The organism is Gorillibacterium terrae (assembly GCF_051594785.1).
Classification (GTDB): Bacteria; Bacillota; Bacilli; order Paenibacillales; family NBRC-103111; genus Gorillibacterium.
Window position 1 is genome coordinate 105,605 of record NZ_JBPPGI010000004.1, and the last position, 25,547, is coordinate 131,151.

At 60.9% G+C, this 25,547-nt stretch carries 26 protein-coding genes; 17 read left to right on the forward strand and 9 right to left on the reverse strand.

Annotation, left to right across the window (positions count from 1 at the left end):
* Positions 1 to 13 precede the first annotated feature (13 nt).
* Positions 14 to 2,203, forward strand: coding sequence for a peptidoglycan D,D-transpeptidase FtsI family protein (locus tag ACSEXS_RS15545; RefSeq protein WP_438434151.1), 2,190 nt, complete (start codon positions 14 to 16; stop codon positions 2,201 to 2,203).
* Between the two features lie 141 nt (positions 2,204 to 2,344).
* On the opposite strand, the gene ACSEXS_RS15550 is transcribed toward ACSEXS_RS15545, so the two are convergent.
* Positions 2,345 to 4,060, reverse strand: a complete 1,716-nt coding sequence (locus ACSEXS_RS15550) for an alkaline phosphatase (RefSeq protein WP_438434152.1) — start codon at positions 4,058 to 4,060, stop codon at positions 2,345 to 2,347.
* Positions 4,061 to 4,390: 330 nt separating this feature from the next.
* On the opposite strand from ACSEXS_RS15550, the gene asnB reads away from it, so the two are divergent.
* From asnB to ACSEXS_RS15575, 5 genes are read left to right on the forward strand one after another with little or no spacing between them, the layout of a single operon-like run.
* The gene (gene asnB / locus ACSEXS_RS15555) at positions 4,391 to 6,289 is read left to right on the forward strand and encodes an asparagine synthase (glutamine-hydrolyzing) (RefSeq protein WP_438434153.1); all 1,899 of its coding nucleotides are present in this window, start codon (positions 4,391 to 4,393) and stop codon (positions 6,287 to 6,289) included.
* Positions 6,261 to 7,022 carry a Cof-type HAD-IIB family hydrolase gene (locus ACSEXS_RS15560; RefSeq protein WP_438434154.1) on the forward strand — a complete coding sequence of 254 codons (762 nt, stop codon included), beginning with the start codon at positions 6,261 to 6,263 and terminating at the stop codon, positions 7,020 to 7,022. The genes asnB and ACSEXS_RS15560 overlap by 29 nt, the downstream gene beginning before the upstream one ends.
* A gap of 37 nt (positions 7,023 to 7,059) precedes the next feature.
* The gene (locus ACSEXS_RS15565; RefSeq protein WP_438434155.1) at positions 7,060 to 7,539 is read left to right on the forward strand and encodes a DUF456 domain-containing protein; all 480 of its coding nucleotides are present in this window, start codon (positions 7,060 to 7,062) and stop codon (positions 7,537 to 7,539) included.
* A 52-nt stretch (positions 7,540 to 7,591) separates the two neighbouring features.
* Positions 7,592 to 8,329, forward strand: a complete 738-nt coding sequence (locus ACSEXS_RS15570) for a ThuA domain-containing protein (protein WP_438434156.1) — start codon at positions 7,592 to 7,594, stop codon at positions 8,327 to 8,329.
* 60 nt (positions 8,330 to 8,389) lie between these two features.
* Positions 8,390 to 10,027 carry a putative polysaccharide biosynthesis protein gene (locus ACSEXS_RS15575; RefSeq protein WP_438434157.1) on the forward strand — a complete coding sequence of 546 codons (1,638 nt, stop codon included), beginning with the start codon at positions 8,390 to 8,392 and terminating at the stop codon, positions 10,025 to 10,027.
* A 28-nt stretch (positions 10,028 to 10,055) separates the two neighbouring features.
* Here the strand turns inward: ACSEXS_RS15575 and ACSEXS_RS15580 are convergent, their stop codons facing one another.
* Positions 10,056 to 11,489, reverse strand: coding sequence for a DUF2515 family protein (locus ACSEXS_RS15580; RefSeq protein ID WP_438434158.1), 1,434 nt, complete (start codon positions 11,487 to 11,489; stop codon positions 10,056 to 10,058).
* A gap of 163 nt (positions 11,490 to 11,652) precedes the next feature.
* Between ACSEXS_RS15580 and ACSEXS_RS15585 the strand changes: the two genes are divergently transcribed.
* From ACSEXS_RS15585 to ACSEXS_RS15600, 4 genes are all read left to right on the forward strand, one after another.
* A complete protein-coding gene (locus tag ACSEXS_RS15585) occupies positions 11,653 to 12,015 on the forward strand; it encodes a thioredoxin family protein (RefSeq protein ID WP_438434159.1) in 363 nt (120 codons plus the stop codon).
* A gap of 289 nt (positions 12,016 to 12,304) precedes the next feature.
* Positions 12,305 to 14,062, forward strand: a complete 1,758-nt coding sequence (locus tag ACSEXS_RS15590; protein WP_438434160.1) for a UbiD family decarboxylase — start codon at positions 12,305 to 12,307, stop codon at positions 14,060 to 14,062.
* 90 nt (positions 14,063 to 14,152) lie between these two features.
* Positions 14,153 to 14,839 (forward strand): Cthe_2314 family HEPN domain-containing protein, encoded by a 687-nt coding sequence (locus ACSEXS_RS15595; RefSeq protein WP_438434161.1) that lies wholly within the window; start codon positions 14,153 to 14,155, stop codon positions 14,837 to 14,839.
* Positions 14,840 to 14,880: 41 nt separating this feature from the next.
* Entirely contained in the window at positions 14,881 to 15,675 is a 795-nt protein-coding gene (locus ACSEXS_RS15600) for an SDR family oxidoreductase (RefSeq protein WP_438434162.1), read from the forward strand.
* Between the two features lie 136 nt (positions 15,676 to 15,811).
* Here the strand turns inward: ACSEXS_RS15600 and ACSEXS_RS15605 are convergent, their stop codons facing one another.
* Entirely contained in the window at positions 15,812 to 16,054 is a 243-nt protein-coding gene (locus ACSEXS_RS15605; protein ID WP_438434163.1) for a NifU family protein, read from the reverse strand.
* A 77-nt stretch (positions 16,055 to 16,131) separates the two neighbouring features.
* On the opposite strand from ACSEXS_RS15605, the gene ACSEXS_RS15610 reads away from it, so the two are divergent.
* Positions 16,132 to 16,386, forward strand: coding sequence for a YuzB family protein (locus tag ACSEXS_RS15610; protein ID WP_438434164.1), 255 nt, complete (start codon positions 16,132 to 16,134; stop codon positions 16,384 to 16,386).
* 10 nt (positions 16,387 to 16,396) lie between these two features.
* On the opposite strand, the gene ACSEXS_RS15615 is transcribed toward ACSEXS_RS15610, so the two are convergent.
* Entirely contained in the window at positions 16,397 to 17,461 is a 1,065-nt protein-coding gene (locus ACSEXS_RS15615; RefSeq protein ID WP_438434165.1) for an NAD(P)/FAD-dependent oxidoreductase, read from the reverse strand.
* A 102-nt stretch (positions 17,462 to 17,563) separates the two neighbouring features.
* Positions 17,564 to 18,664, reverse strand: coding sequence for an aminofutalosine synthase MqnE (gene mqnE, locus ACSEXS_RS15620; RefSeq protein WP_438434166.1), 1,101 nt, complete (start codon positions 18,662 to 18,664; stop codon positions 17,564 to 17,566).
* Between the two features lie 166 nt (positions 18,665 to 18,830).
* On the opposite strand from mqnE, the gene ACSEXS_RS15625 reads away from it, so the two are divergent.
* Positions 18,831 to 19,187, forward strand: coding sequence for a HesB/IscA family protein (locus ACSEXS_RS15625; protein WP_438434167.1), 357 nt, complete (start codon positions 18,831 to 18,833; stop codon positions 19,185 to 19,187).
* Between the two features lie 132 nt (positions 19,188 to 19,319).
* Here the strand turns inward: ACSEXS_RS15625 and ACSEXS_RS15630 are convergent, their stop codons facing one another.
* Entirely contained in the window at positions 19,320 to 19,736 is a 417-nt protein-coding gene (locus tag ACSEXS_RS15630; protein WP_438434168.1) for a type II toxin-antitoxin system HicB family antitoxin, read from the reverse strand.
* Between the two features lie 304 nt (positions 19,737 to 20,040).
* Between ACSEXS_RS15630 and ACSEXS_RS15635 the strand changes: the two genes are divergently transcribed.
* The 5 genes from ACSEXS_RS15635 (at position 20,041) to ACSEXS_RS15655 (ending at position 23,104) form a co-directional block, all read left to right on the forward strand.
* Positions 20,041 to 20,529, forward strand: coding sequence for a DUF6803 family protein (locus tag ACSEXS_RS15635; RefSeq protein ID WP_438434169.1), 489 nt, complete (start codon positions 20,041 to 20,043; stop codon positions 20,527 to 20,529).
* A gap of 111 nt (positions 20,530 to 20,640) precedes the next feature.
* Positions 20,641 to 20,967 (forward strand): hypothetical protein, encoded by a 327-nt coding sequence (locus ACSEXS_RS15640; protein ID WP_438434170.1) that lies wholly within the window; start codon positions 20,641 to 20,643, stop codon positions 20,965 to 20,967.
* Between the two features lie 96 nt (positions 20,968 to 21,063).
* Positions 21,064 to 21,312, forward strand: a complete 249-nt coding sequence (locus ACSEXS_RS15645) for a hypothetical protein (protein ID WP_438434171.1) — start codon at positions 21,064 to 21,066, stop codon at positions 21,310 to 21,312.
* A gap of 111 nt (positions 21,313 to 21,423) precedes the next feature.
* Positions 21,424 to 22,155 carry a glycoside hydrolase family 73 protein gene (locus tag ACSEXS_RS15650; protein WP_438434172.1) on the forward strand — a complete coding sequence of 244 codons (732 nt, stop codon included), beginning with the start codon at positions 21,424 to 21,426 and terminating at the stop codon, positions 22,153 to 22,155.
* 133 nt (positions 22,156 to 22,288) lie between these two features.
* A complete protein-coding gene (locus tag ACSEXS_RS15655) occupies positions 22,289 to 23,104 on the forward strand; it encodes a glycosyltransferase family 8 protein (protein ID WP_438434173.1) in 816 nt (271 codons plus the stop codon).
* Positions 23,105 to 23,284: 180 nt separating this feature from the next.
* Here the strand turns inward: ACSEXS_RS15655 and ACSEXS_RS15660 are convergent, their stop codons facing one another.
* The 3 genes from ACSEXS_RS15660 to ACSEXS_RS15670 all read right to left on the reverse strand — a co-directional run bounded on the left by ACSEXS_RS15660 (position 23,285) and on the right by ACSEXS_RS15670 (position 25,237).
* The gene (locus ACSEXS_RS15660) at positions 23,285 to 23,743 is read right to left on the reverse strand and encodes a YkvA family protein (RefSeq protein WP_438434174.1); all 459 of its coding nucleotides are present in this window, start codon (positions 23,741 to 23,743) and stop codon (positions 23,285 to 23,287) included.
* Positions 23,744 to 23,856: 113 nt separating this feature from the next.
* Positions 23,857 to 24,126 (reverse strand): hypothetical protein, encoded by a 270-nt coding sequence (locus tag ACSEXS_RS15665; protein ID WP_438434175.1) that lies wholly within the window; start codon positions 24,124 to 24,126, stop codon positions 23,857 to 23,859.
* A gap of 118 nt (positions 24,127 to 24,244) precedes the next feature.
* The gene (locus ACSEXS_RS15670; protein WP_438434176.1) at positions 24,245 to 25,237 is read right to left on the reverse strand and encodes an NAD(P)/FAD-dependent oxidoreductase; all 993 of its coding nucleotides are present in this window, start codon (positions 25,235 to 25,237) and stop codon (positions 24,245 to 24,247) included.
* Between the last annotated feature and the right edge of the window lie 310 nt (positions 25,238 to 25,547).

Genomic DNA, 25,547 nt, shown 5'->3' on the forward strand with positions numbered 1-25,547 from the left:
GGAAGGACGCGGCATGCAGAACTCCCCCGAGCTTGACGACAATTCCCAAAAACGCGAAGGGAAGCTGCGCAGGCACTTTTCCATCCGCATCAATATGTTTTTCTTTGCAACCTTCCTTCTGTTCTCGACCTTGATCATCAAGCTGGCTTACATTCAGTTTGTCGAAGGGCCGCAACTCAAGGCGCAGAAGGACGACGCCACTCAGGTCCCCTTGTACATTCCTCCGGTACGCGGCAATATCTACGATGTCAAAGGCGCACCGATCGCCACTTCCCGCTCGACGGAAACCTTATTCATGCAGCTCTCCAAGGACGATACCCATGAGAGTCTCCTGCGCACCGCGAAGACGCTGGAGATGGTTTTCGCCAAGTACGGGGCGAAGACTACGGAGCCGCTCAAAGCCGAGGACATTTTCAACTTGATGGATACGTTCTTTACGTACGAGGGCGGCGAGCGGGCCCCGAAGGATTACTTTTATTCGCCGCGCCGGATCAAGACCAACCTCACCAAAGAGGAGATCGCCTACATTTCCGAGCATAGGGACGAGCTTCCCGGTCTGGACATCTCGGAGGAGAGCGTCCGCGAATACGAAGAGGACCCGAACAAGCAGGTGGCGGTTCAGCTCGTCGGATACCTGCGCAAGTTCAGCGGCGTCACCGGCACGGACAAAAAGGGGACACTGGCCGACTTTTACCGAAATAAAAATGAAGAGGGTTACGAAGACCGCGAATTCGTCGGCGTCGATGGCCTGGAATTTATGTATCAAGACGTGCTGCGCGGCGTCAACGGCAAGAAGGTCTACCCGGTCAACGCCAACAACCAGATCATCGGCGATCCCGAGATCACCTATCCGGTCAAGGGGCAGAATCTCTACCTGACCATCGACCGCGACGTGCAGCTCGCCGCGCAGAATGCCATCAAGGATACCTTGGCCACTCTGCAAAAGTCCAACAAAAAGTACGAGAAGGACGGCAACAATGCCAAGATGGGCTATGCGGTGGCGATGGAGGTCGATACCGGCCGGGTCGTGGCCATGGCGAGCTACCCGGATTATATGCCTTCCGATTGGGACAACATGACCGACCAGAAGTACATGAGCATCATGAACCTGATCCCGAATGGGGCGATCCGTGACCGGCGGATCAACTCACAGGACGAGAAGCTGCTCGCGCGCAGCGCGTCCTCGCTGGTGCCGCTCGGTTCGACGATCAAGCCGCTGTCGGTGCTGCTCGGCCTGCGCGAGGGGCTGTTTGGTCCAAATGATACCTATTACGATTCCGGAGAAATGAGATTCGGGAAAGACGGAAGCGGAGTCGTACACAATTCGGAACCGCACGGCAGTCAACTGCTCACGCCGTCAAAAGCCATCGAAGTCTCCTCGAATACCTTTATGGCGAAGATGATCGGTTTGAACCTGTACGAACGGTACACCTACTACCAGAACAAAGGAACCACTCCGCTCGATGTTTGGGACAAATACATGAAAGCCTTCGGTCTTGGCGTAAGCACGGAGAGCGGCCTCCCGTTCGAATCGGTTGGCATTCGCGATTATAAGGACGACACAAGCTCCAGTACCCAAAGCGTGTTGGTCATGTCTTCCTTTGGGCAAGGCGGCAAATACACGACGCTGCAGCTTGCCCAGTATGCGACGATGCTGGCCAATCGGGGCAATCGGATGAAACCGCTGTTCGTCGATAAAATCACCACTTACGACAACAAGGTTGTGCATACCTATAAAGACGATGTGAAGGTCTTGAACACAGAGAAGTTTACAGACCAACAGTGGAACACAGTCATCAGCGGCATGAAGTCGGGAGTTGAGGGGTTTGATGATTTCCCGATCTCGTTTGCCCGTAAGACGGGGACGTCGCAGTCCTTCATCGCCGGAAGAAGAGATTTGAACAACGCGGTATTCGTCACCTTCGCTCCGGTTGAAAAGCCGAAGCTGGCCATCGCCGTCGTGGTGCCGGAGGGCGGCTACGGACGGTATGGAGCCGCCCCGATCGCCCGCAAGATCTATGACGCATATTTCGGCTTCAAGCCGAAAACGGACCAGACCTCAGGAACGACCGGCACAGCGGGAGCGGCTGGAGCCGGTACGACCGGCGGCGGCCAGGGAACCGCCGGAGCCGCCGGCACCGGTGCAGGGACGACCGGAACCGGCCAGCAAAAGGTGGACGGCGTCACTCGCGTGAACCCGTAGGATTCCGTTGCTTTGCCCCTTTGCGATTGTTCAATCGGCGTTGCCGCTTGAGGCTCTGCGCAGTCGGGCTCAACCTAAAAAGCCTTTCCCGCTCAAACGGGAAAGGCTTTTTGTTCTCAGCGGCCGCGGAGCCGGGCCGTCTTATTTCAGAACGATCCGTTCGGACAAGGCATCCCAGCCGAGCGTCTTGCCGGTTAACCGGCTGAATGCCGCCAGCGGCAGATAGACCGTTCCATTATCGAGAACGACGGTGTAAGCGGCCGGTTGGCCGTTGAGCTTTGCGGTCAACGCCGTTTTGTCGATCTCGATAACGGTTTTGCCGTAGACCAGCTTGGAGGTCGTCGCCCCTCCCGCAGAGCTGGCCCCGAGCGCCTTGGCCAGGCTGGAAGCCGGGTACAGCACCTCGCCCGTACCGCTTGCCTTAACCTTCGGATAAAGGTACTTCGCTTGCAGCGCCGCGGATTGCTTGGCCAAATCGACGCCGGTCACGGCGGCCGCCCCCTTGGCAATCTGCGTGTTGTCGATCTGGCCCTTGACCTTGTCGGCAATCGGGCCGTACGCCCAGACCCCGACATCGACGGCGGAGTGGCCGTGGCCGGACCAGCCGACCAAGAGGCGCTTGGAGACGACCGCGTTGTAGGCGCCTTCCCGCTTGTAGGAAGAACCGTCTCCCGCCAGGATCGACTGGACCTCGTCGTCGCTCAGGTCGGTGAAGCCGTTGTTGTCGGCGACGATGCGGCGGATGTCCTCCGGCGTTTTGGCGGCCGCAAGCGCCCCGGCGATGGATTCGGACGAGTGCTTCTGCTTGTCCCAGAGGTCGATGTTCAGCTCGTAAATGTCGTCGCGGGACAGCGACAGCCCGCCGGTCTCATGGTCGGCTGTGACGACGACGTAGGTGTTTCCGTTCTTCTTGGCGAAGTCGATGGCGGTCTTGAAGGCGGCATCGAAATCGAGCACCTCCTGCACCAGCGTCGGCAGGTCGTTGGCGTGTCCGGCATGGTCGATCCGGCCGCCTTCGATCATCATGACGAAGCCGTCCTTGTCCTTCGCCAGGATCGACAGCGCCGAGGCGGTCATCTGGGCGAGGCTCGGGATGTCCGCCGTGCGGTCGGGGGTATAGGCGACGTGGGAGTTGCCGAACAGGCCGAGCGCCTTGGTTGTGGAGCTCGGCAGGGCCTTCAGCGATCCGGCGGTTTCCACGATGGCGTATCCCTTTGCCTTGAAGTCGGGCAGGATGTTTTTGTCCGTGCGCTTTCCCTTTTCGCCTTGGGTTACGAAGAACTGCTTGCCGCCGCCGAACAGCACATCCACGCCGCTGTCGAGGTATTGGGAAGCGATGGCCGATTCGTTGTCGCGGTTGCGCACATGGGAGGCATAGACGGCGGGAGTCGCATGGGTGATGCGGGCGGTGGTGACGAGTCCCGTCGCCTTTCCGCTCGCCTCGGCGGCTTCGATGATGGAGGCGAAGGGCTTGGCCACCTCTTCGTTCGATACGCTGATCCCGGCGTTGTAGGTCTTGTGTCCGGTCGCAAAAGCCGTTCCGGCGGAAGCGGAATCGGTGACGACCCCCGAGACCAGGGTCCCGCCGTCCTCGCCCTTGTCGGCATAGGTGGTGGCTTGTCCGACGTAATAAGGGTCGAGGGCCAAGTGCGGGATTTGCTTTTTATATTGCTGGTAGTACCGGGCTGCCGAGACTTGGGCCGGCCCCATGCCGTCCCCGATCAGAACGATCAGATTCTTCGAGGCCGGTTGGCCCGCTTTGCCGACCGCAGGCTCGGCCGCTTGCACCAGGCTGCCGGTAGAGAGGACGAGGCCGGCCAGTCCGCAGAGAACCGCTTTCTTTGACCAAGGTTTCATTTTTCCAAATCCCTCCTAATCGACTGATGGATCCTCTTCAGTGTAGGGAGCGATTGTTCTCGCGATGTAAACCGATCGGCAGGTTTTGGTAAAAGTTTTTCCGAAAACCGGAAGGGTCTGGAAATCGGCGTCCACCGAAACGACCCAGAGGACGCTTTCCCATCGTCCAAACGGGCAGGATTGAAAAATATGTGGCCGAATTTCCACCCTTCGCGGTGCCTGTGGTATACTTATGTATCGAAAAAATAGAGCCGGCGCGCCCGCCGGACCCGTCCGTTCCTGGCCTGAGCAGGCAAGGGCCGGACGGTCTGAATTGGAGAGTGGAGAGCGATGTGCGGAATTACCGGCATGATGCTGTTTAACGGCCTTGCCCCATCGAGAGAAACCTTGCAGCGGATGACAGACGTGATCGCCCACCGGGGACCGAACGACACCGGCTTCCTGACGGATGCGGGAGTGGGTCTCGGCTTCCGGCGGCTGTCCATCATTGATATCCGCGAAGGGCATCAGCCCTTGGCGAACGAAGACGAATCGGTTTGGATCATCTTCAACGGCGAAATCTATAACTACAAAGAGCTGCGTTCGATGCTGATCGACCGCGGCCATACCTTCCGCACGGCATCCGACACCGAGACCATCGTCCACCTGTACGAGGAATTCGGCGAGGACTGCGTGAAGATGCTGCGCGGCATGTTCGGCTTTGCCATCTGGGATATGAAGAAGCGCAGGCTGCTCGCCGCCCGCGACCATTTTGGCATCAAGCCGTTTTATTACCACCACACAGCGGAGCGGTTTGTATTCGGCTCCGAGATCAAGAGCCTTCTTCAAGCGGAAGGGATGGAGCGCTCCGTCCGTCCGGAAAGCCTGCTGAACTACCTGACCTTCCAGTACGTGCCGGAGCCGGACACGATGTTCTCGGGCATTCAGAAGCTGCGCCCCGGACACTACCTGACGGTGACCGAGGACGGCCGGATGAACGTGACGCGCTACTATGATCCAATGTTCGAGCCGGAGGACCGGCCGTTCGAAGAATACGTGGAGGAGATCCGCGTCCGCCTGAAGGATTCGGTCGAACACCATCTGGTGAGCGACGTCGAGCGCGGCTGCTTCCTGTCGAGCGGCATCGACTCGACCGCCATGGCCGCCCACATGAGCATGTTCGAGTCGATCCGGACCTTCTCCGTCGGCTTCGAGGGAGCGAACAATGAGACCGTGATCGCCGAGCAGACGGCGAAGGCGCTCGGCACGAAGCATTTCTCCAAGGTCATCACCGAGCAGGAATACTTCGACAGCCTGCCAAAGGCCGCCTGGCATCAGGACGAGCCGGTTGCCGACCCCTCGGCGATCGCCCTGTACCACCTGGCGGAGCTGGCCCGCCAGCATGTCACGGTCGTGCTCTCCGGCGAAGGCGCCGACGAGCTGTTCGGCGGCTACCGCATCTACCGCGAGCCGCTGTCTCTGAAGCCGCTCGCATGGCTGCCCGCGCCGCTCATGCGGGCGCTGCACCAGCTCGCCGCCCTCTTGCCGCAGGGCTTCACCGGCCGCAACTACCTGCTGCGCGGGACGACGCCCCTCACCGAGCGGTTCCTCGGCAACGCCAAGATCTTCACCGAGGACATGAAAGCCTCGGTGCTGGCAAGCCACGCCGATCTGCTCGGCACCTACAAGAACCCGATTCAGATCGCCGGCGACTACTACGACAAGACCCGCCACCTTGACCCGGTCAGCCGCATGCAGTACATCGACATGAATCTGTGGCTGCCCGGCGATATCCTGATGAAGGCCGACAAGATGACGATGGCCCACTCGCTGGAGCTGCGCGTGCCGTTCCTGGACAAGGAAATGTTCGAGCTGGCGCGGAGAATTCCGGTCAAATACCGGCTCGCCGAAGGCACCACGAAGTACATCTTCCGCAAGGCCATGGAGGGCATCATCCCGGACTTCATCCTCAACCGCCCGAAGCTGGGCTTCCCGGTTCCGATGCGCGACTGGATGAAGGGACCGCGCGGCACCCAGGTGCTGGAGCAGATCGAAGCCGGCAAGATCGGCGAGTTCGTCCGCTTCTCGGCGGTCGAGGAGATGCTGGCCAAGCACCGCAAGGGGCAAGGCGATTACGCCCGCCGCTTGTGGACCATCTACATGTTCGCGCTCTGGCATGAGACCTATCTGCTGCCGGGAAGCGCGGGACAAGGAGGAACCCGTGACATCAAAGTCAGCCAAGCCTTATAGTCTGATCGCGCTCGACATGGACGGAACCGTCCTGGACGAGAACAGCCAGATCACCCCGGAGAACCGCAAATGGATTCTCCGCGCGATCGAGCATGGAGTCACCGTGATGTTCGCCACCGGCCGGGGCCTGCAAAGCGTCCAGCCGTTTGTTCAAGAACTCGGACTCACCTCACCGATGGTCGCCGTGAACGGCAGCGAGGTGTGGGAAGCGCCGGGCCTCCTGAAGACCCGGCATGTCATGGACCCGGTCTGGATCAGGGAAATGGTCGACCTTGCGGTGAGACGGGACACCTGGTACTGGGGCTACGCGGTGGAAGGCTTGTTCAACAAGGAACGCTGGGTCGAGGACATCGGCAGCATGGAATGGCTGAAATTCGGCTTTTACGTGGAGGATGCCGCTCTGCTGGGCGAAATCCGGGCAGAGCTCGAGACGACCGGCCGGTATGAGCTGACCAATTCCCATCCGTTCAATATCGAGGTCAACCCGTCCGGCGTCAGCAAGGAGAGCGGCCTGCTCGAGGTCTGCGCCATGCGGGGCATCACGATGGACGAGGTCATCGCCATGGGCGACAGCATGAACGACCTGAGCATGATCCGGGCAGCCGGGCTCGGGATCGCCATGGGCAACGCTCAGGAGGAGGTCAAGGCGGCCGCCGATTACATCACCGCGCTTAACACCGAGGACGGCGTCGCGAAGGCGATCCGGAAATTCGTGTTTGGAGAAGAACGGTAGCTCGGAATCCATTCTTATCGGAAAAGAGGGATGACGCATGGCGGTTGTCGGTTGGCTGCTGATTATCGCGCTGTTTGTGATCGGGATGATCGGAACGGTTTATCCGGTGCTCCCGAGTGTGGTGGCCGTGTACTTCGCTTTCTTCGTGTACGGCTGGTTTTTTGGATTTCAGGAATTCGGCTTCTGGTTTTGGGCGCTGCAGACGGCTATTTTCCTCGGGATTTTCGTGGGGGATTATGTGATCAGCGCGCTCGGTGTCAAAAAATTCGGCGGCTCCCGCGCGTCCGTCGTCGGAAGCACGGTCGGGATCATCGTCGGCCCGTTCGTGCTGCCCTTTCTGGGGCTTATCCTCGGTCCCTTTCTGGGAGCGGCCGCCGGGGAGTTGCTGACGGGGGCCAGCTTCGGCAAATCGATGAAGGTCGGGGTCGGCTCGCTCGTCGGAATCTTTTCCAGTGCGGTGGTTAAGATTATCCTTCAGATCATCATGATCGTTCTGTTCCTCATTTGGATTCTTTAACCCGGCTTAAGTCCGGCCCAGCAGCGCCAACACTCTACCTGAGGTGAATTCGATGATTAACGTAACCGTCTGGAACGAATTCCTGCATGAAAAAGAACCCGGCATCGTTGCCGAGCTGTACCCGAAAGGCATTCACGAAGCCATTGCGGCGGGCCTCGCGGGCGACGAGCTGACCATCCGCACCGCCACCCTGGACCAGCCCGAGCACGGCTTGACCGAGGAAGTCCTGAAGGAGACGGACGTGCTGCTCTGGTGGGGGCACATGGGGCATGACCGCGTCTCGGACGAGATTGTGAACCGGGTTCACGAGCGCGTGCTGAAGGGCATGGGGCTGATCGTGCTCCATTCCGGCCACTTCTCCAAAATCTTCAAGAAGCTGATGGGCACCTCCTGCGATCTGCGCTGGCGGGAAGTCGGCGAGAAGGAACGGCTGTGGGTTGTCGATCCGGCGCATCCGATCGCCGAAGGCATCGGCCCGTTCTTCGAGCTGCCGCACGAAGAAATGTACGGCGAACACTTCGACATTCCGGCTCCCGACGAGCTGGTCTTCGTCAGCTGGTTCGAGGGCGGCGAGGTATTCCGCAGCGGCTGCACCTATCACCGCGGACAGGGCAAGGTGTTCTACTTCCGCCCGGGCCATGAAGCTTATCCAACCTATTACAATGAGAACGTGCTGCGCGTGCTGGCAAATGCCGTGCGCTGGGCCGCTCCCCGGCACGGAGCGAGCCCGATCTACGGCCACAACCAACCGCTCGAGGACATCCGCACCCCTAATCCGCTGGCCGAATAACCGCCGCTTTAGTTCAAGTTACGGCGGCGCACTCCGCCAGAAGGAAGAAGGTTGCTTGGCTTGTCGAAGAAGGATTCCTTGGTCAAAGGCACGCTGATCTTAACGCTGGCCGCGTTCGTCGCCCGGTTTCTCGGGTTCGTCCAACGCATTCCGCTGCAAAACCTGCTCGGCGACAGCGGCATGGGCACGTATACGATCTCGTATAACGTCTATTTCATTTTCTTTACGATCGCCACGGCCGGCTTTCCGAGCGCGGTCAGCAAGCTGGTCTCCGAGCGGATGGAGCTCGGGCGTAAAGCGGAGGCGGAGCGGGTGTTTCAGGCGGCCATCTGGTTTGCCGTGATTTCCGGCTGCCTGATGACGGTGCTGCTCTATTTCTTCGCGCCGGTACAGGCCAGTTGGAGCAAAGACCCGAGCGCGGTCGGCCCGATTCGGGCGATCGCTCCGGCGCTGCTTCTGTTTCCGCTCGCCGCGATCATCCGCGGTTATTTTCAAGGCCGCCAGCACATGATGCCGAACGGCCTCTCGCAGATTTTCGAGCAAATTCTTCGCGTCTCCACGGCGGTGTTCTTCGCTTACTGGTTTATCCACGTCGTCGATTGGGGACTGAACTGGGGCGTCACCGGAGCTTCGTTCGGAGGCGTAGCGGGAACCATCGGGGCAATCGCGGTCCTCTTGCTCTATCTCGTTCGGCTGCGCCGCAAGGATGAAGAGGAAGGCATGGTGCCGACCGAGCGGGAGCTGCTTGCGGCAAGCCGTATCCGCTATACCTCCATCTACAAAGCCCTGCTCATCATTTCGGTTCCGATCGTCGTCTATTCGGCCGCCGTGCCGATGGTCAACATCATCGATTCGACGATCGTCAAGCCGCTGTTGATCAGCAGCCTCGGCGACCAGCGGGCTCAGGACATCCTCGGCCAACTGGGCGGCCGGGCCCAATCGCTCGCCGGTCTGCCGATCGTGCTGGCGATCGCCATCAGCCAGTCGATCGTGCCGATCATCTCGGCGGCGTTCGCCAAAGGCGACAACCGGCTGGTCGCGAAGCAGGCGGGACGGGCGCTGCAGCTCGCCGTGCTCTCCGGCTTGCCGTTCGTCATCCTGATTACGGTCGGCGCGGCTCCGATCAACTCGCTGGCGTTCGGCAACGCCAACGGGACCAACCTGATCGCGTTCCTCACCGTGACGGCGATGTTCCAGATTCTCATGCAGACCTCCGGCGGCATTCTGACCGGTATGGGCGTGATGAAGCCGCTGGTCGGCCACGTGGTCATCGGCCTCGCCGTGAAGCTGGCGGTCAGCTACCTGCTGTCGCCGTTCATCGGCATCTACGGCATCATGGGCGGGACCGCGTTGTGCTTCATCGTCATGGCCTGGCTAAACCATCGCAGCCTGCAGCAGCGGGTAGAGGGCTTCCGCATCTTCACGCGCGGCCGCTGGACCCGGCTGTACTTCGCCACCGCGGTCGTGGCGCTGGCCGGATGGCTCGTCGCCTGGCTGTCGGGCAAGCTGATATCCGGACTTCCCTACCGGATCGATTTCTTCCTGCAGTCGGCGCTCGTCGGAATCGTCGTCATCGGCCTCTATCCGGTGATGCTCGGCGTGGCCAAGGTGGTCACGCGCGAGGACCTGGCCACTTACCCGGCTTCGGTGCAGCGGCTCGTGGCGAAGGCCGGTCGGCTGATCGGCTTCAAGGCTTAAGCGCTTAGCACGGGCAGCCGGCCCAAGCTCAGAGCTTGGACGGTGCGGCCCAAGTCTTGGCCGCGGCCGCCGCTTCCTGCGCCTTCAGCACCACCAGGTGCTCGCGGTCCATCATCCAGGACGCAGGGGCCTTCAGCGCGCTGAAATGAGCGAGCGCGCTCATATCGCGGAACCAATCGGCCGGAACGGCCGGCTCCACCGGCCGGTTCGGCCAAACGGAAGCAAGCGGCGGGCTGTAATAGCGCGCCGGCTTGCCGGACGCCTTCGTCTCCTCGCGGGACGGAGGCGTTTCTTTGTCCGGGGTGAAGACCTCCGGCCAGTAGTCCGACCGCGAGCCGGTGTGCGGCACGGCGTCCGCGAACTGCCGAGAGCCCTTTTGCACGGCGGTTACGCCGAACAAGAGAGCGTACAGCTTGCGGCCGAAGCGGATGCGCTCCTCCAGATTGGGGAAGTCCTCCAGAGCCATTCCCGCGAGCCGGACCTTGCCGGTGTCGGGCGCCACATAGGGGAAGAGCGTCTGGTTCACATGCAGCAGCGAATCGAGCCGGAAGAACGGCTGCTCCAGCACTTCCTTGGCGAAGAACGGGTTCTCGATCACCCGCCCCTGGATGAAGTTCTGCTCGTTGACAATCAGCCCCACAGTCAGGGGCACGGGGTCGCCGGTCTCGGCAAAATCGTCCCAGAGCGGCGGCATGAACGACGAGATGTCGAGCCGGCTGAGGAGCGGGGTCAGCCTTCGGCCGCGCCGCTTGCCTTCCTGGTACAGCAGGAGCTGCGGGTAGGCGTCCTGGAAGATGAGGGCGTTGGCCCGCTCCAGCATCTGATAGAGGGCGTCGATCTGCCGCCAGCCGAGCAGGCGGGGAAGGAGGCCGCCCTTCAGGTCGGTCATGTTCCATCCGGCATTGCGGGACACCATGTGGGCGAGAAAAGCCCAGTGCAGCTCGGGATGCCGGGTATACAGCCGATGATAAGCGAACGTGCGGGTGAGGTTGTTGCGGTTCATCCTCGCCGTTTCCTGGCGAATCCAGGCCAGAATCGCCAGATCGGCATCGCCGGAAGCCGGAAGGCTCCATTCGGAGGCGTAAGGGGGAGCCGGCGCTTCAACCGGCGACGGCGGCTCTAGAGCCCCATCGTCCGGATCGGCGGACGGGTCGGCCAGCTCGGCGGAGACTTCCATGGCCAGCGATTCCGATTCCTGGAAGACGTCCCGGCCGTCCCGGCGTGCGCGGGCGTCGAAGCGGAGGGACTGGGCGGTTTGCAGAGCGGAGCGCAGCCTGTCCTGAATCCGTTCGGCCGTCTTGGCCGTGAGGGTGACGGGAAGCGGCTCCCGGGTCGGTTTCCCGCCGTCGCTGCGCGGGCGGGAGGGAGCGGCATCGGGAGGACGGCGGTCCGGACGGCCTTCCGCTCTCGGAAGGCGCAGCAAGGCGGACAAGCGGCGGCGAAGCGGGCCAAATGGGTTCATAGTGCTCGGTTCCCTTTCCGTTGCGATTTTTGACGGTCCTTCGGTTATTTTTGCCAACTTTTCTCCATTTCATCAGTCAACGGGGTTATGGGCGGACCGGGTTTGACAAGGCAAGCGAATCGGTGCAAGATCATAGGGATAACCCATCAGGGAGGGATCGCGCATGCGCCAGATTCATCAAGAGGAAGAGTTCCGCAGCCAGATTGCGGAGGAAAAGCCGACCGTGGCCGTTTTCAAGGCGGTCTGGTGCGGGGATTGCCACTTCATTGACCCCTTTATGCCGGACGTGGAAGCGAAATACGGCGACCGGATTTCTTTCGTTCATGTGGACCGCGACGAGCTGCCCGAGCTTTGCAGCGAGCTGAACATCCTCGGCATTCCCAGCTTTATCGCGTTTGTCGGCGGACAGGAGCTCACCCGCTTCGTCAGCAAGCTGCGCAAAACCCGCGAGGAGATCGAGGACTATCTGGACAAGACGCTTCAGGTGGCCGACGCCTATCGGGGAACGGCAGGCAAGGAAGCGTAAGCTAGGACTGGGCAAGAATGAGGAACCGGCCTGGACCGCAACCCGAGAGAACCGCCGTCGGAACGGTTCGCGGCACCGCTGGAACGCAAGCTCATCCGCATCGCGGCAAGCAAGACGCCGTTCGGCTCCGCACAGCCGGGCGGCGTCTTGCTTTTTTTGAAACCGTTCGGCAAAACCGATATAATGAGCATGGTACCGCCCGGAGAACGGGCGAATTTCTTATTTGGCTCGGCTTCGAACAACGGCTTCGAACCGGGCCCGGACTACATACGCCAAAAGGAGCTCATCCATGCATCGTAACTTGCGTCAATATATTGAATTGCTGGAGCGGGAGAAGGAAGTGGCCATCATCTCGGCTCCGGTCGATCCCTATCTGGAGATCGCCGAGATCCATCGCCGGGTGATCGACGAAGGGGGACCGGCGCTGCTGTTCACGAACGTGAAGGGAGCCTCGTTCCCGGTCGTGACCAACCTGTTCGGCACCTCCCGGCGGATGGAGCTGGCGTTCGGAACCCGTCCGGAAAAGCTGGTTCAGCAGGCGGTCGGAGCGCTGGAACGCCTGCTGCCGCCGACGCCGCTCGCCGTTTGGCGGGAGAAGGGGCTCCTGTGGGAGCTGCTGAAGGTGGGCACCAAGAAGGCCGTCTCGGCGCCGATCTTGGGCGCGGTGCGGGAGACGGACCCGCTGAAGGGGCTGCCGGCGCTGACCTGCTGGCAGGAGGACGGCGGTCCGTTCGTCACGCTGCCGCTCGTCTATACGGAGAGCCCGGTCAGCGGCAACGGAAACCTGGGCATGTACCGGATGCAGATCTATGACGATGCCACCACCGGCATGCACTGGCAGATTCACAAGGGCGGCGGCTTCCATTACAGCGAGGCGGAGGCGCGGAACCAAGCGCTGCCGGTCACGGTCTTCCTCGGCGGACCGCCCGCCCTGGTGGCGTCGGCCGTAGCGCCGGTGCCGGAGATGATCCCGGAGCTCCTGCTCGCCTCGCTCATCCTCGGCGAGAAGCTCGGCATGACGGCCGCGCCGGACGGCGGCCACCGGCTGATCGCCGAGGCCGAATTCGCCATCCGCGGCCGGGTTCAGCCGCATGTCCGCCGCCCGGAAGGGCCGTTCGGCGACCATTACGGCTATTACTCGCTGACGCACGATTTTCCGGTGCTGTCCGTGGAGCGCATGTACCACCGCAAGGATGCGGTCTATCCCGCGACCATCGTCGGCAAGCCACGGCAGGAGGATTACTACCTGGGCGAATTCCTCCAGCGCCTCCTGTCGCCCGCTTTCCCCATGGTGATGCCGGGCGTGCGCGAGCTGTGGACCTACGCGGAATCGGGCTTCCATCCGCTCGCTGCGGCCATCGTCCGCGAGAGCTACCGCCGGGAAGCGCTGGCCAATGCCTTCCGGGTGCTGGGGGAAGGCCAGCTTACGCTGACCAAATTCCTCGTCGTCACCGACCAGCACGTTCCGCTCGACCGGTTTGACGTCCTGCTCGAGGCGGTGCTGGAGCGGTTCGACCCGGCCGAGGACCTGTTGATCTTCAACCACACGTCGCACGATACGCTCGACTACACCGGCCACCGCCTCAATCACGGTAGCAAGGCGATCCTGCTCGGCGTCGGCGAGCCGAAGCGGGCGCTTCCCGGCGAATACCGGGGCGGAGTCGTGCCCGGCATTCGCGGCGCGGAGGTGTACTGCCGCGGCTGCTTGGTCGTCTCCGGTGCGGCCTATGCCGAAGACCCGGCGCTGCCGGAACGGCTCGCGACCGAACAGGCGGAGGCCTTCGGCGATTGGCCGCTGGTTATCCTGGCAGATGACGCCTCGGTTGCGCGCAACCAGACTGCCTTCCTGTGGACCGTCTTTACCCGCTTTAACCCGGCTGCCGATATCTATGCCCGCACCTTCGTGGAGCGCCATCACATCGGCTACCGGCTGCCGCTCGTCATCGACGCCCGGATGAAGCCCGGCTATCCCGACGAGCTGTTTCCCCGGGAGGACATCGTCAAGCAGGTAGGAGAGCGGTGGAAGGAGTATTTTCCCCGGAGCTAATACCGGATACCGCGCGGAGGGGCGCATAGCGGCGACCGGAGCGAGGGACAATGAGGCTTTAGGGACAAACGGACAGCGAGGAGGAACGGCATGCTGCGCTTCATGTTCGGAGAACCACGAAGGCTCGATTCGGGCGAGCTGGCGGAAGCAAACCGCTGGCTGAAGCACTACCTGGAGGAACATCCGCCCGCAGACAAGAAGGAGGAGCGGCGGGCGTTTCGCCTGTCCGTCATGGCCAAGGGCCTGTACCGTTCGCTGGACGAGCTGGAGCAGAGTCTGTATGCCTGCCGCCGATTTACCGATCTCGTCACCAGCGCCTATATGGAAGAGATGGACGAATCGGAAGAAGACGATTATCACCGCTCGGTCTATTTCTATAAGAACGCGTTGATTCGAATCTTCTCCGTGCTCGACAAGCTGGGCGAATTCCTGAACGAACGGTTCGATCTGCACACGGAGGCGATCAAGGAAAGCTATTCGTATTTCACGGTGCTCCGGCGCATGCACGACAGCAAGACGGCAGCGGCGCTCGAGGAGCGGCTGTTCGAGGAAAAACAGCGCCATCAGGATGCGCTGCTCCGGTTGAAGAAAATCCGCAATCTGGAGATCCATGCAATCAACGAAGAGCTGACCGACGACCTGCTGCTCTTGCCCGGCTCGAAGCGGACGCCGGTGGAGAACCTGCAGGAGAAGCTGAAGGACTTGGAAGAAGGGTACGGAGCGGCCTGCCGGGCTGTGGGCGAGGTGTTTCGCTACCTCGGCAAAGGCCGGGCCTGACCGAAGCGCCGGCTCAATTCGGGAGGAGGGGACAGGGGAGAGTGGGGACTCGCAAAATCGCCCTGATCACGGGCAGCGCCCGGGGCTTAGGCAAGCGCACCGCCTTGACGCTGGCGGCAAGCGGCTGCGACATCGGCCTCAATTACCGGACGAGCGGCGACGAAGCCGAACGCCTGAAGGAAGAGATCGAGCGGATGCACGGCGTGCGCTGCTCGGCCGTGCAGGCCGACATGACCGTTCCGGGCGATCCGGAGCGGCTGGTGACGGAGACGGCCAACCGGCTCGGGCCGATCGACATCCTGGTGAACAATGCCGGTCCGTTCATCCGCGAGCGGCGGCTGTTCGCCGATTATACGCCCGAGGAGGTCCGGTATCTCTTGTCCGGCAACCTGGGCAGCGTGATCGAGCTGGATGCGCTGGTTCTGCCGGGGATGCGGCAGCGCGGCTGGGGCCGGATCCTGCATTTCGGCTTCGGGCGCGCCGCGGAGGCTCCCGCTTGGGTCCACCGGGCCGTATACGCCGCCGCGAAGGTCGGGCTCGTGTCCTTCACGAAGTCGCTGGCCGTCGAGGAAGCGAAGAACGGCATCACCGTGAACATGATCTGCCCGGGCGACATCAAGGGTGACAACAAGGAGCGGCTGATCCGCGAGGCGGAGCTGCTGCGCGACGAGGAATCGCCGCGCGGCCGGCCCGGCTCGGGCGAGGATGTCGCCCGCGTGATCGCTTTCCTGTGCCAGGCGGAATCGGATTTCATCACCGGCAATATCCTGGACGTGTCCGGCGGGCTCGATCCGATTCGCTCGCTGTCCGGCGGGATGCAATCCCGGGCGGACTGAGCCGCCGTTTGCGGCAAGGATGCTTGGCCGGGTGCATCCGGACAGGCGAGCCACGTCTGAACGCGCCTTGCCGCAGTCCTGGACACTCGCGCAAAAAAAGCCCGCATCCGGTTGGATGCGGGCTTTGGTATGGCGATCAGAATACCTGAACAACCTCTTCGATGCCTTCGACTTCCTCGACAAGGGCGCGTTCGATACCGGCCTTCAGCGTGATGGTCGAGCTGGGGCAACTGCCGCAGGCACCCTGCAGACGCAGCTTGACGATACCGTCCTCCACATCGACGAGTTCCACGTCGCCGCCGTCGCGCTGCAGGAACGGGCGCAGCTTGTCGAGCACTTCCTGTACCTGATCGTACTGGGTTTGGGTCGTTTCGCTCACTTGGATTCAACTCCTTTCCTTCGTTCCCTTATTATATTACAATGAGGGCGAAAAATAAAACGGGCCGGGAGGCAATCATGCGACCGATCATCGAATTTTGTTCCAGCAACATGCACCATGGCACGGACCGCGTGATGGCCGCCTTGGAAGCGAATCCCGAGTACGATGTGATCGAATACGGCTGCCTCGGCAACTGCGGAGAATGCTACGCCATGCCTTACGCGCTCCTGAACGGAGAGATCGTGGCGGCGGACAGCGCCGATGAGCTGCTGGAGCGCATCCTGACGAAAATCCGCGAGGCGGAAGAGCTGGAGAAGCTCTTTGGCGATTAGGATGCCCGCGTCAGCCGAAATGATGCCGGGACATCCACAGCACGCCGCTTTTCAGCGTGCGCGGAATTTTACCGACCAGCACCGTATGCTCGCCCATCACGCCGAAACCGGCTTTTTTGCCGAGCGACCCGAGAACGCCCTTGAGCTTGATTCTGTCGAGCCGGGGCGTTTCGTTGTTCCAGAGGGCGAGCAGCACCTCGGCGATCTGCTTGCCCTGGCCCTCGGCCGCCTGCGCGCTGGGAGAGAAGGCGAGGCTCGCGCAATCGCCCGCCACATAGACCTCCGGGTGACCCGGCACCTGGTGGAGCGCATTCAAGAGAATTCGCCCGCCGGCGTCCTTCGGCAGGTCCAGCCGCTGCACCGCCGGACTCGGCTGAATGCCCGCCGTCCAGACGATTTCGTCCGACTCGATCTCCTCGTCGCCGTTATACAGACAGCCCGGCTCCACGCGGCACAGCGACACCTGCCCGCGAAGCTCGACGTCGTGGCGGACAAACCATTCCCGCGTATAATGCTGCAGCTTGGCCGGAAACGAGGAGAGAACGCCTGCGCCTCGATCGAGAATGCGGATGTTCAGATCGGGCCGGCTCTCCCGGAGCTCGGCCGCCAGCTCCACGCCGCTTAATCCCCCGCCTACGATGGATATCTGCCCGTAGGGGCGGACGTCTCCCAGCCGCTGATAGGCCACGCGCGCCGCGCTGAAGCTTTGGATGCCGCAGGCATAGTCCGCCGCTCCGGGGACGCCGTGGTATTTGTCGGTGCAGCCGAGCGCGATGATCAGATAGTCGTAGTCCAGCGCATCCTGTCCGGCGAGGCGCACCTGCCGGGCGGCGAGATCAATCTTCTCGATCTCCCCGAACCGCTTGACGAGCCGGGGGTCGTCGGGAAACGCCACCCGAAGCTCGCGGTCCGCCACGGTGCCCGAGGCGAGCGCATAGTACTCCGTCTTGAGGCCCTGAAAGGGCATCCGGTCCACCAAAGTAATGCCGACATCGTCGGGCAGGCCCTTTTCCAGCAGCTCGTGGATCACCGTCAAACCGCCGTAACCGCCGCCCGCCACTAGCACGTTTCGCATCCGCTTATCCGTCTCCCTCCGCCGGGGGACGCCCGCGAGCGGACATCCCGCCTTGTCCGTTCGATCCGTTGCCTGGCTTACGCCTCGGGGGCGCAGCCTGCCTCAGTAAACCTTGACTTCCCCATAGAAGGTGTCCCGCTCCACCGGAATCCGATCGGCGGATTGGATCAGATGGATCAGGTCGTTCTTGGTCAGGCCTTCCGGCGACAGCGCGCCGGCCGAGTGGCTGACCCGCTCCTGCACGATCGTGCCGTGCACGTCGGAGGCGCCGAAGTGCAGCGCGATCTGGGCAATCTGCGTGCCCAGGTTGATGAAGTAGGCTTTAATGTGCGGGATGTTGTCGCACATGAGGCGGCTCACCGCAATGGTGCGCAGGTCGTCGTAGGCGGAGACGCGCCGCGTAAGGCCCATCGATTTCTTGGCGGGCTGAACCGCGTTGGGAATGAAGACCATGAATCCGTTTGTCTCGTCCTGCAGCTCGCGCAGCAGCATCATGTGGGTCAGCCGCTCCTCCAGCGTCTCGATGGAGCCGTACAGCATCGTGGCATGGGTTTTCATGCCCATTTGGTGGGCGGTCCGCTGTACCTCCAGCCACTGCTCGGTGGTCGCCTTGCCGACGCCCATCTTTTGCCGGTACCGCTCGGAGAGGATCTCCGCTCCGCCGCCGGTCAGCGTGCCGAGCCCCGCGTTCCGCAGCGTCTGCAGCACCTCCCGGTAGCTCAGTCCCGACAGCCGGGAGAAGAATTCGATCTCCGCTGCCGTATGGGCCTTAATCGTCACCTGCGGATAGCGCTCCTTGAGTGCGCGGACATACCCGACGAAATACTCGAAGGGAACGTGGGGGTTGTGGCCGCCGGTAATGTGAAATTCCCGCGTGTCCGGCCGGATGTGCTGGTCGATGTAGGCGAACATCTCCTCCGGCGTGACGGTGTAAGCGCCTTCCTCGCCCTCGTCGCGGCGGAAATGGCAGAAGGCGCAGTGCGCTTCGCACACGTTGGTGAAATACAGGCTCATGTTTTCGATAAAATAGACCTTTTTGCCGTTCTTGCGCAGATTAACCTTGTTGGCCAGCATGCCGAGCGTGGCCAGATCGTCCGATTGGTAAAGAAACAGCCCCTCGTCCAGCGTGAGCCGTTCTCCGTGCTCGACCTTTTCGGCAATGGCGGCCATGCGTTTTTCCGGTGTAGGAATTACGATGCTCATGATTACACTCCTTGCCTATCTTCCGACTTGGTAAAATCATCAATCTAGAATAATTATAAACGCCTCCGAGAGGAGGGGCAAATCAAAGCGGAGCCGCCTTGAGGGTGGAACGGAAACGGGGTATACTGAAATGAGAAGAATTATCAACAATAAGGAGGAAGCTCCCATGATCGATATATCGGCAACGGCCATCGACAAGATCAAAGAGATGCTGGAGGGCGAAGGCAACCCCAAGCTGTTCCTGCGCCTCGGCGTGAACGAGGGCGGCTGCAGCGGCTTCACGTACCAGATGGGACTCGACGACGAGCGCGGCGAGGGAGACGAGGCGATGGACTTCGACGGCCTGCCCGTCGTCGTCTCCAAGGCGGACCTGAAGTACCTGAACGGCCTCAAGGTGGATTACCAGGATGCCGGACTGTCCGGCGGCTTCACCATCGACAACCCCAACGCCGTCGCCACCTGCGGCTGCGGCTCCTCGTTCCGTACGCGCGAGGACGCGGGGCAGGCGGAGAAGTGCGATTGATCAATGGCTTTATAGCAGCGTTTGGCCCGTAATCGCCGATAAGGATGGCTTCGGGAAAAGCACCCGGAGGCAGCTTATGTGAGTTGAAAAACGCCGACCTAAACGGGATATCCGTTAAGTCGGCGTTCTTTCTTATCCTTTCTTCCGTTCTTTTACGTCGAGATACGATTTTAACGCGTCCTGCAGAATCCGCGAAAAGTTAACGTTGTTCTCTTCGGCCACATCATTTAACCATTTCGGTATCGTAAGCGTCTTTTTAACGGCCTTTTCCGCCATCTCATCGCGAAATGGCGGCATCCAAACCTCGATTAATGCAATAGTCTGGTTCATTTCGTTAACGATATCGACAGCGCGACTTGCGTCCGGAATATCTTCGCCGTCCTGCTCCATTCCGTATAGGTGCAGGGCTAAGCATTCTTTCGCCATTTGCAGCGCTTCCTCGTCGTTGTCCCCGCATGTTTGCGCGCCAGGTAAGTCCGGAAAGCTGACGGAGATACCTTCGAGTGCATAGTCGAATACGGCCGGATAGATATAGCGGTCTTTTGTCATCTCTTGTACCTCCATATACTTAGGGCTTTTAAAGCCCCGCCTGCTTCAAAATGCTTTTTACCAACCCTTGCGGATTCTTCGGGTGCGGCACCGTTCCTTCACCGGGCTCATGCATCCTGTCGTCTCCCGATAAACAAAGAATAGCACGTGCGAATACACGTGTAAATAACATAACCCGAGTTTTCTAAGAGAGTGAAAATCACAAGTTGACGAACGATCGGCTTGCTCTGCTATCTCCATTGTTTCTCCACATATTTGGTATAGTCTGGTTCTGCCATACATTTCCCTTTGGGAGGACCTCCGAATGAACATGACGCATTATATGTCCTTGCTCGCAGACAACCAGCCATGGAATCTGATTCTCTTCATGGCCATACCGGTGATCTTCGCCGAGACGATCACCGTCACGGAATTTGTCATCCTGTTCGGCAAACACCTGCACGGCCGGCTAAGGGCGTTTAACCGGGTATGCAGCATACTCGCCGGTCTCTACTTCACGGGCATCTTCCTCTACCTTTTTCCGACCGCCTTCGTGCCGCTGACGATGAACGGGGAATGGCACACCTGGGTCGACGTGGTGGCGGTGGGCTTCTACCTGAGCGGAGTTGTCTTCCTGCTCCCCCTGGCGCTTCTCGATCTCGGTCTCATCGGGCGCAAGCGCTCGGAGGAGTCGAGGATGAAGCTGCATTTTACCTTGGTCAGCGGTTTCTTGGTCGTTGCCCACATTGCCATGATCTTCGGCATGGTCAACCCTGAAATCGTCGGCGGCATGCCGGGGATGCACGGGATGTAAGCCTCGGATCGGCTCGCGCGTTCCAGCCATTCCCTCTGCCCAAGGGACAAGCCGCTCCCGTATAATAGGGGAACAGAATGCACACGCGCGTCGGCGCACGGAGGCCTTGCTATGAATGAGCGTCACCCTTCCCCCCGCTTGAGAACCGGAACGGCTTATCTCACCCGGGAGGGATTTCTTTTTGCCGGAAGCTATTATTCCGGTCCGTTTGCCATCCGCATGAACTGGTATGCCCAGGAAGAAGGGCGGGAGGTAGACGTGACTTACGACGAGAGCGCGTATCCCCCGGAGGAGCTGCTGCTCATGGAGGCGGTAAGCGAGGACGGCGAATCGGATACGCTGAGGCTGCTGGACAAAATGGGTCCGAATTCCGAGCGGATACGGGCCTATCAAGCGAAGCTTCGGCAGCTCATGGAGGAGCGGGCGAACCTTCGGTGAGCTTTCGGAGCGCGAGCTTCGCTGGCTTTTGCTGCAGCGGCCCGGTATACTTTTCCTTATGAACCGCCGAATGAACCGAGATAAGGAGAGTTACCCGTGCGCGAGTTGTCCGACAAGCTGTTCATGCTCTCGTTGTTCCTCTTGATCGTCGCTTTTCTGGTCGCCGGCTTCGGTCCCAACCAGGCCATCAAGGGCGATTCGGAGGATCAGGACGAGGAGCCGAGAACGCGATTCGAGAAAAAGCTGGAGAAACAGGACAAGCGGCTGAAGGCGGTCTGGAGGTCCAAGCTGCTGTGGATTGCCGTCGCCGGAATGGTTCTGTCCGTCATCGTCAGCTTTCTGTAAAAAAGGCCGGAGCCCCCGGCCTTTTTTCGCATCCTTCGGGTGCTTTGTCCGTTGCCTTGGCGCTTCTCATGCATACACCGTAGTAACGGGGATGGAAAAGGAGGGACAGCCATGACCCGACAGGAATTTATCGCGGCCATCGGACCCATTGCGGTGAAGCTGCGGCTGGACGGCTCCCCCGTCTTCGCTTCGCTGCGCGTGGCGCAGGCCTTGAACGAAACGGGAGGCGTCATTCCGTCCTGGAACAATGTGGTGGGCTTCAAGGTCGGCAGCGGCCAGGTTACCCCTTACTGGAAGGGGCGGTCCGTCAACACCCGAACCTGGGAGGTGGTGGACGGCGTCCGCTACAACGTCACCGCCAATTGGCGGGCGTACGATTCGGTGGAAGACGGCTTCCGCGATCAGGACCTGCTGTTTCGCCTGAGCCGTTACGAGCGGGTCCGCCGGGCGAAGACGCCGGAGGAGCAGGCGCTGGCGCTGCAGCTCGGGGGCTACGCAACCGACCCGGATTACGCGCAGAAGCTGATCCAGATCATCGCGAATAATAACTTGAAGCGCTTTGACGAGGAGGTGGAGGATATGCTGGAGGAATTGACCGCACAGATCGTCAAGCTGCAGGCCGATCTTCAAGCCACGCGGACACAGCTCGCCGCGGCCCAGTCGCAGCTCAAGGCCTTGCAAAGCCTGGAGCAGCAGGACCCTCCCGCTTGGGCCAAGGAAGCCATGGATGCGGCCGTCGCCGCCCGGCTGGTCGATACCCCGAAGGGAAGCTTGGATTTCTACCGGACCATCACCGTCCTGTACCGGATGAAGCTGTTCGGCCCCGGCAAGCCGGCAAGCTGATCTGCGGGAGAGTCATGAGGGAGGCAGGAGCGTTTCGCCGACAGGGACGGCGGGACGCTCTTTTCTTGTCGGCACCGGTTCGCTATGATAAAAGAAAACCGGATTGTCCCCAAAGGAGACCCGCGAGCCGCCCATGTCCGTATCCATCCTGGTCACCCTGAACTCCAATTACCTGCATCCCCTCAAGGTGATGCTGAAATCGCTGTTTCTGCAGCATCCCGAAACGCCGTTCGCCGTTTATCTGCTTCATTCCAGCATCCGCCCGGAAGAGCTTGCCGAGCTCAACCGCTATATCGGCGGCCACGGCCACGAGCTATTCGCCATCCGGGTGGAGAGCGGCTATTTCGCCGAGGCGCCGGTGGTGAAGCATTATTCCAAGGAAATGTACTACCGGATTCTCGCTTTTCGCTTCCTTCCGCCCGAGCTGGACAAGATTCTCTACCTCGATCCCGACCTGTTGATCCTGAACGACATCCGGCCGCTGTACGAGACCGAGCTCGGCGGGCACCTGTTCGCCGCCGCTTACCACGACCGGATTCCGCTGACCGAGCTCAACCGGCTGAGGCTGAAGGCGCAGGAGCTGCCCGCGTACTACAATTCGGGCGTGCTGCTGATGAACTTGCGGAGGCAGCGGGAGGCGGTGCGGGAAGAAGAGATTTTCGCGTATGTGAAGGAGAACAAAAAGCGGCTGATCCTGCCCGATCAGGACGTGCTGAACGCGCTGTACTCCACCTCGATTCGCGACCTGGACGAGGTTCGCTACAATTACGATGCGCGCTTTTACCGCTATTACAAGCTGGCGAGCGGCGGCAAGGTCGATATGGATTTCGTCGTTCGGCAGACGGCGATCCTGCATTTCTGCGGCAAGCGCAAGCCCTGGCTCAAGAACTATTCCGGCCCGTTTCATTCGCTGTACAAGCATTACGAGAAGCTGGCCGTTCCGGATTGACCGGATGAAGGGCTAAGCTGGAACGCGCCAAGAAAAGGCCACCGCTTGCTGACCGAATAAAGCAATGTGACCCTACTAAAAAACCTTTCGGCTTCGGGCCGAAAGGTTTTTTGGGCTTGAGCGCCGCATCGCGCCTCGGCCTCATCCGCTAGCCTTGGCTGACGCCGGAAAGCCCTCGATTCAGGAATCGCCGGCGGTTCGTCCGTTCACCAGCTTGCGCCCGGTGATCCAAGCCTTCGCCTTGTCGCGGTGCTCGTCCTTCACCTTGGTGGACAGCGTCTTGATCGCCCCGGCGAGAATCGCCGCATCGTCGGTCCAGCCGACCAAAACAAAGATATCGGGGATGACGTCGATCGGGAGAATGAAATAGGCCAGCCCGCCAAAGGCGACGGCTTTCGCCCATTTGGGCGTCTTCGGATCGATCGCGCAGTAATAGAGCGCGACGGCTTCCTGCAGGAACGGAAGCTTGGCCGCGTGGGTTTTCAGCTTGATCCAGAAATTGGCGCGGACGTACTCTTCGTCGGTCTGGCCTTCCGGCCGGACTGCGAGCGGTTGTTCTTCCTCCGGCAAATCCTCCACCCGGACGGGTTGCCTCGGAGCCCGGGAGAACGGGAAGCGGCCGCCTGCCGATGCTTTCATGGCATTCACTCCTTGAGAGGGATGGATGGGGCAATGCGGATGCATGGGCTTGCGCATCCTCCCTTTTTATCTCCTTACCCGTTTGGGCGATGGCCGCAAACAGGGAGATTCCGTCAATGCCCCTCCTCGGCTATATATACGGGAAAGGCATGGGCGCAGTTTCGGCATACGGCGACATGGGCGCAGGCTCCGAGCGTCAGGTCGGGCAGCCCGTTCGTGCGCGACACGTCCTCGATCGGCCGGTAGGGCGAGTAAGGGCCGAACAGATCGTTGTAGCGGCCTTGGTCCTCTGCGGCTTGACCGCAAATCGGACAGCGGGCCGAGAGCGTGCGAAGCCCGTTGCAGACGGGACAGACGGAGGCGGAAGCGGGAAGGTCCGGCAAGGTCGTCGCCTCCTAAGTCGGATCGGAATCGCCGCAAGGACGGCGTCCCTCCTAGTCTATCCCGCCGCAGCGCAAAAAAGCCGCTCCCGTTGTCGGGAGCGGCGGTTAACCGGCCGGATTACAGCTTCATGTTGCTGCTGTGCCCGGGGGAGAGCTTCGCGCTCGGATCGATGTACACCTTGGCGTTGTTGACGGCGGTCGGCGCTTCGCCGAAGCCGACGGCGATCAGCTTGAGCTTGCCGGGGTAGGTGGTGATATCGCCCGCGGAGAAGATGCCGGGAATGTTGGTCTCCATCCTTGAATCGACGACTACGCAGTGGTCCTCGATCTGGAAGCCCCATTCGGAGATCGGGCCGAGGGCCGAGACGAAACCGAAGTTGACGATGACGTCGTCCACCGGCAGCTCGGATTCTTCTCCGGTCTTGACGTTCTTCAGCGTCACGCTCTCGATCCGGTCGGCGCCGGTAAGCGCCGCAATCTCCGTCGGGGTGACGACGTTGACCTTGGACTTCATCAGCATCTCGACGCTGTGCTCGTGGGCACGGAACTTGTCGCGGCGGTGAATGAGCGTCACCTGCTCGGCGATCGGCTCCAGCATCAGCGCCCAGTCGACGGCGGAATCCCCGCCGCCGCTGATCAGCACCTTTTTGCCGGCGTAGGAGGCCAAGTCCTTGACGAAGTAGTGCAAGTTCTTCTTCTCGAACCGTTCCGCATCCGCCAGCTCCAGCCTCCGCGGCTCGAAAGCGCCGATTCCGGCGGTGACGATGACGGCGCGGGCGCGGTGTACGGCTTTGTCGGTGGTGATTTCGAAGAGCCGCTCCTCCAGCTTTTCCACGAGGGCGACCTTTTCTTCCAGCCGGACGTCGACGGGAAAATGGTTCATCTGCTCCTGCAGGTTATCGATCAGCTCTTGCCCGCGGATCTTGGGATAGCCGGCGACGTCGTAGATGTATTTTTCCGGGTAGAGGGCGGCGAGCTGTCCGCCCAGCTGCGGCATGCTTTCGATCAGCTTGACGGAGGACTGGCGCATCCCGGCATAAAACGCGGCGAACATCCCGATGGGCCCGCCGCCGATAATGGCGATGTCAACAATTTCTTCTTGCGTGGTCACGTGACTCTAGCACCTCCAGGGCGTTTGCGTAGGAACTCGAATTTATTATATACAATCCCCGCCGGGAAATGAAACCGAAGCGCCAATGCAGGTGTAAAATTCATCACAAATCACAAAGAAATATGGAAGGGCAAAGTTTGCTTTACTCCGGGCAAACGGGGTATGATGGAAGGGAAAAGTCTTGCTATTTTGCCCTTCAAGGGATATCATTTTTAGGATTGAAAAGGGGAACGTCGTACCGGCCGGGAGCCGGCTGTCATTCGGTGAAGTTCGGCCCGCCGGGAACCTTATAGAGAGAAAACGTTAGATT

Excerpts from the sequence above, each read along its gene's own strand:
- ACSEXS_RS15640 (WP_438434170.1), top strand. The coding sequence starts at position 20,641 with ATGAATGAGCGTCACCCTTCCCCCCGCTTGAGAACCGGAACGGCTTAT.
- ACSEXS_RS15595 (WP_438434161.1), top strand. The coding sequence starts at position 14,153 with ATGCTGCGCTTCATGTTCGGAGAACCACGAAGGCTCGATTCGGGCGAG.
- ACSEXS_RS15545 (WP_438434151.1), top strand. The coding sequence starts at position 14 with ATGCAGAACTCCCCCGAGCTTGACGACAATTCCCAAAAACGCGAAGGG.
- ACSEXS_RS15615 (WP_438434165.1), bottom strand. The coding sequence starts at position 17,461 with ATGCGAAACGTGCTAGTGGCGGGCGGCGGTTACGGCGGTTTGACGGTG.
- ACSEXS_RS15610 (WP_438434164.1), top strand. The coding sequence starts at position 16,132 with ATGCGACCGATCATCGAATTTTGTTCCAGCAACATGCACCATGGCACG.
- ACSEXS_RS15660 (WP_438434174.1), bottom strand. The coding sequence starts at position 23,743 with ATGAAAGCATCGGCAGGCGGCCGCTTCCCGTTCTCCCGGGCTCCGAGG.
- ACSEXS_RS15585 (WP_438434159.1), top strand. The coding sequence starts at position 11,653 with ATGCGCCAGATTCATCAAGAGGAAGAGTTCCGCAGCCAGATTGCGGAG.
- ACSEXS_RS15590 (WP_438434160.1), top strand. The coding sequence starts at position 12,305 with ATGCATCGTAACTTGCGTCAATATATTGAATTGCTGGAGCGGGAGAAG.
- ACSEXS_RS15655 (WP_438434173.1), top strand. The coding sequence starts at position 22,289 with ATGTCCGTATCCATCCTGGTCACCCTGAACTCCAATTACCTGCATCCC.
- ACSEXS_RS15635 (WP_438434169.1), top strand. The coding sequence starts at position 20,041 with ATGAACATGACGCATTATATGTCCTTGCTCGCAGACAACCAGCCATGG.
- ACSEXS_RS15550 (WP_438434152.1), bottom strand. The coding sequence starts at position 4,060 with ATGAAACCTTGGTCAAAGAAAGCGGTTCTCTGCGGACTGGCCGGCCTC.
- mqnE (WP_438434166.1), bottom strand. The coding sequence starts at position 18,664 with ATGAGCATCGTAATTCCTACACCGGAAAAACGCATGGCCGCCATTGCC.
- ACSEXS_RS15630 (WP_438434168.1), bottom strand. The coding sequence starts at position 19,736 with ATGACAAAAGACCGCTATATCTATCCGGCCGTATTCGACTATGCACTC.
- ACSEXS_RS15565 (WP_438434155.1), top strand. The coding sequence starts at position 7,060 with ATGGCGGTTGTCGGTTGGCTGCTGATTATCGCGCTGTTTGTGATCGGG.
- ACSEXS_RS15580 (WP_438434158.1), bottom strand. The coding sequence starts at position 11,489 with ATGAACCCATTTGGCCCGCTTCGCCGCCGCTTGTCCGCCTTGCTGCGC.
- ACSEXS_RS15625 (WP_438434167.1), top strand. The coding sequence starts at position 18,831 with ATGATCGATATATCGGCAACGGCCATCGACAAGATCAAAGAGATGCTG.
- ACSEXS_RS15570 (WP_438434156.1), top strand. The coding sequence starts at position 7,592 with ATGATTAACGTAACCGTCTGGAACGAATTCCTGCATGAAAAAGAACCC.
- asnB (WP_438434153.1), top strand. The coding sequence starts at position 4,391 with ATGTGCGGAATTACCGGCATGATGCTGTTTAACGGCCTTGCCCCATCG.
- ACSEXS_RS15650 (WP_438434172.1), top strand. The coding sequence starts at position 21,424 with ATGACCCGACAGGAATTTATCGCGGCCATCGGACCCATTGCGGTGAAG.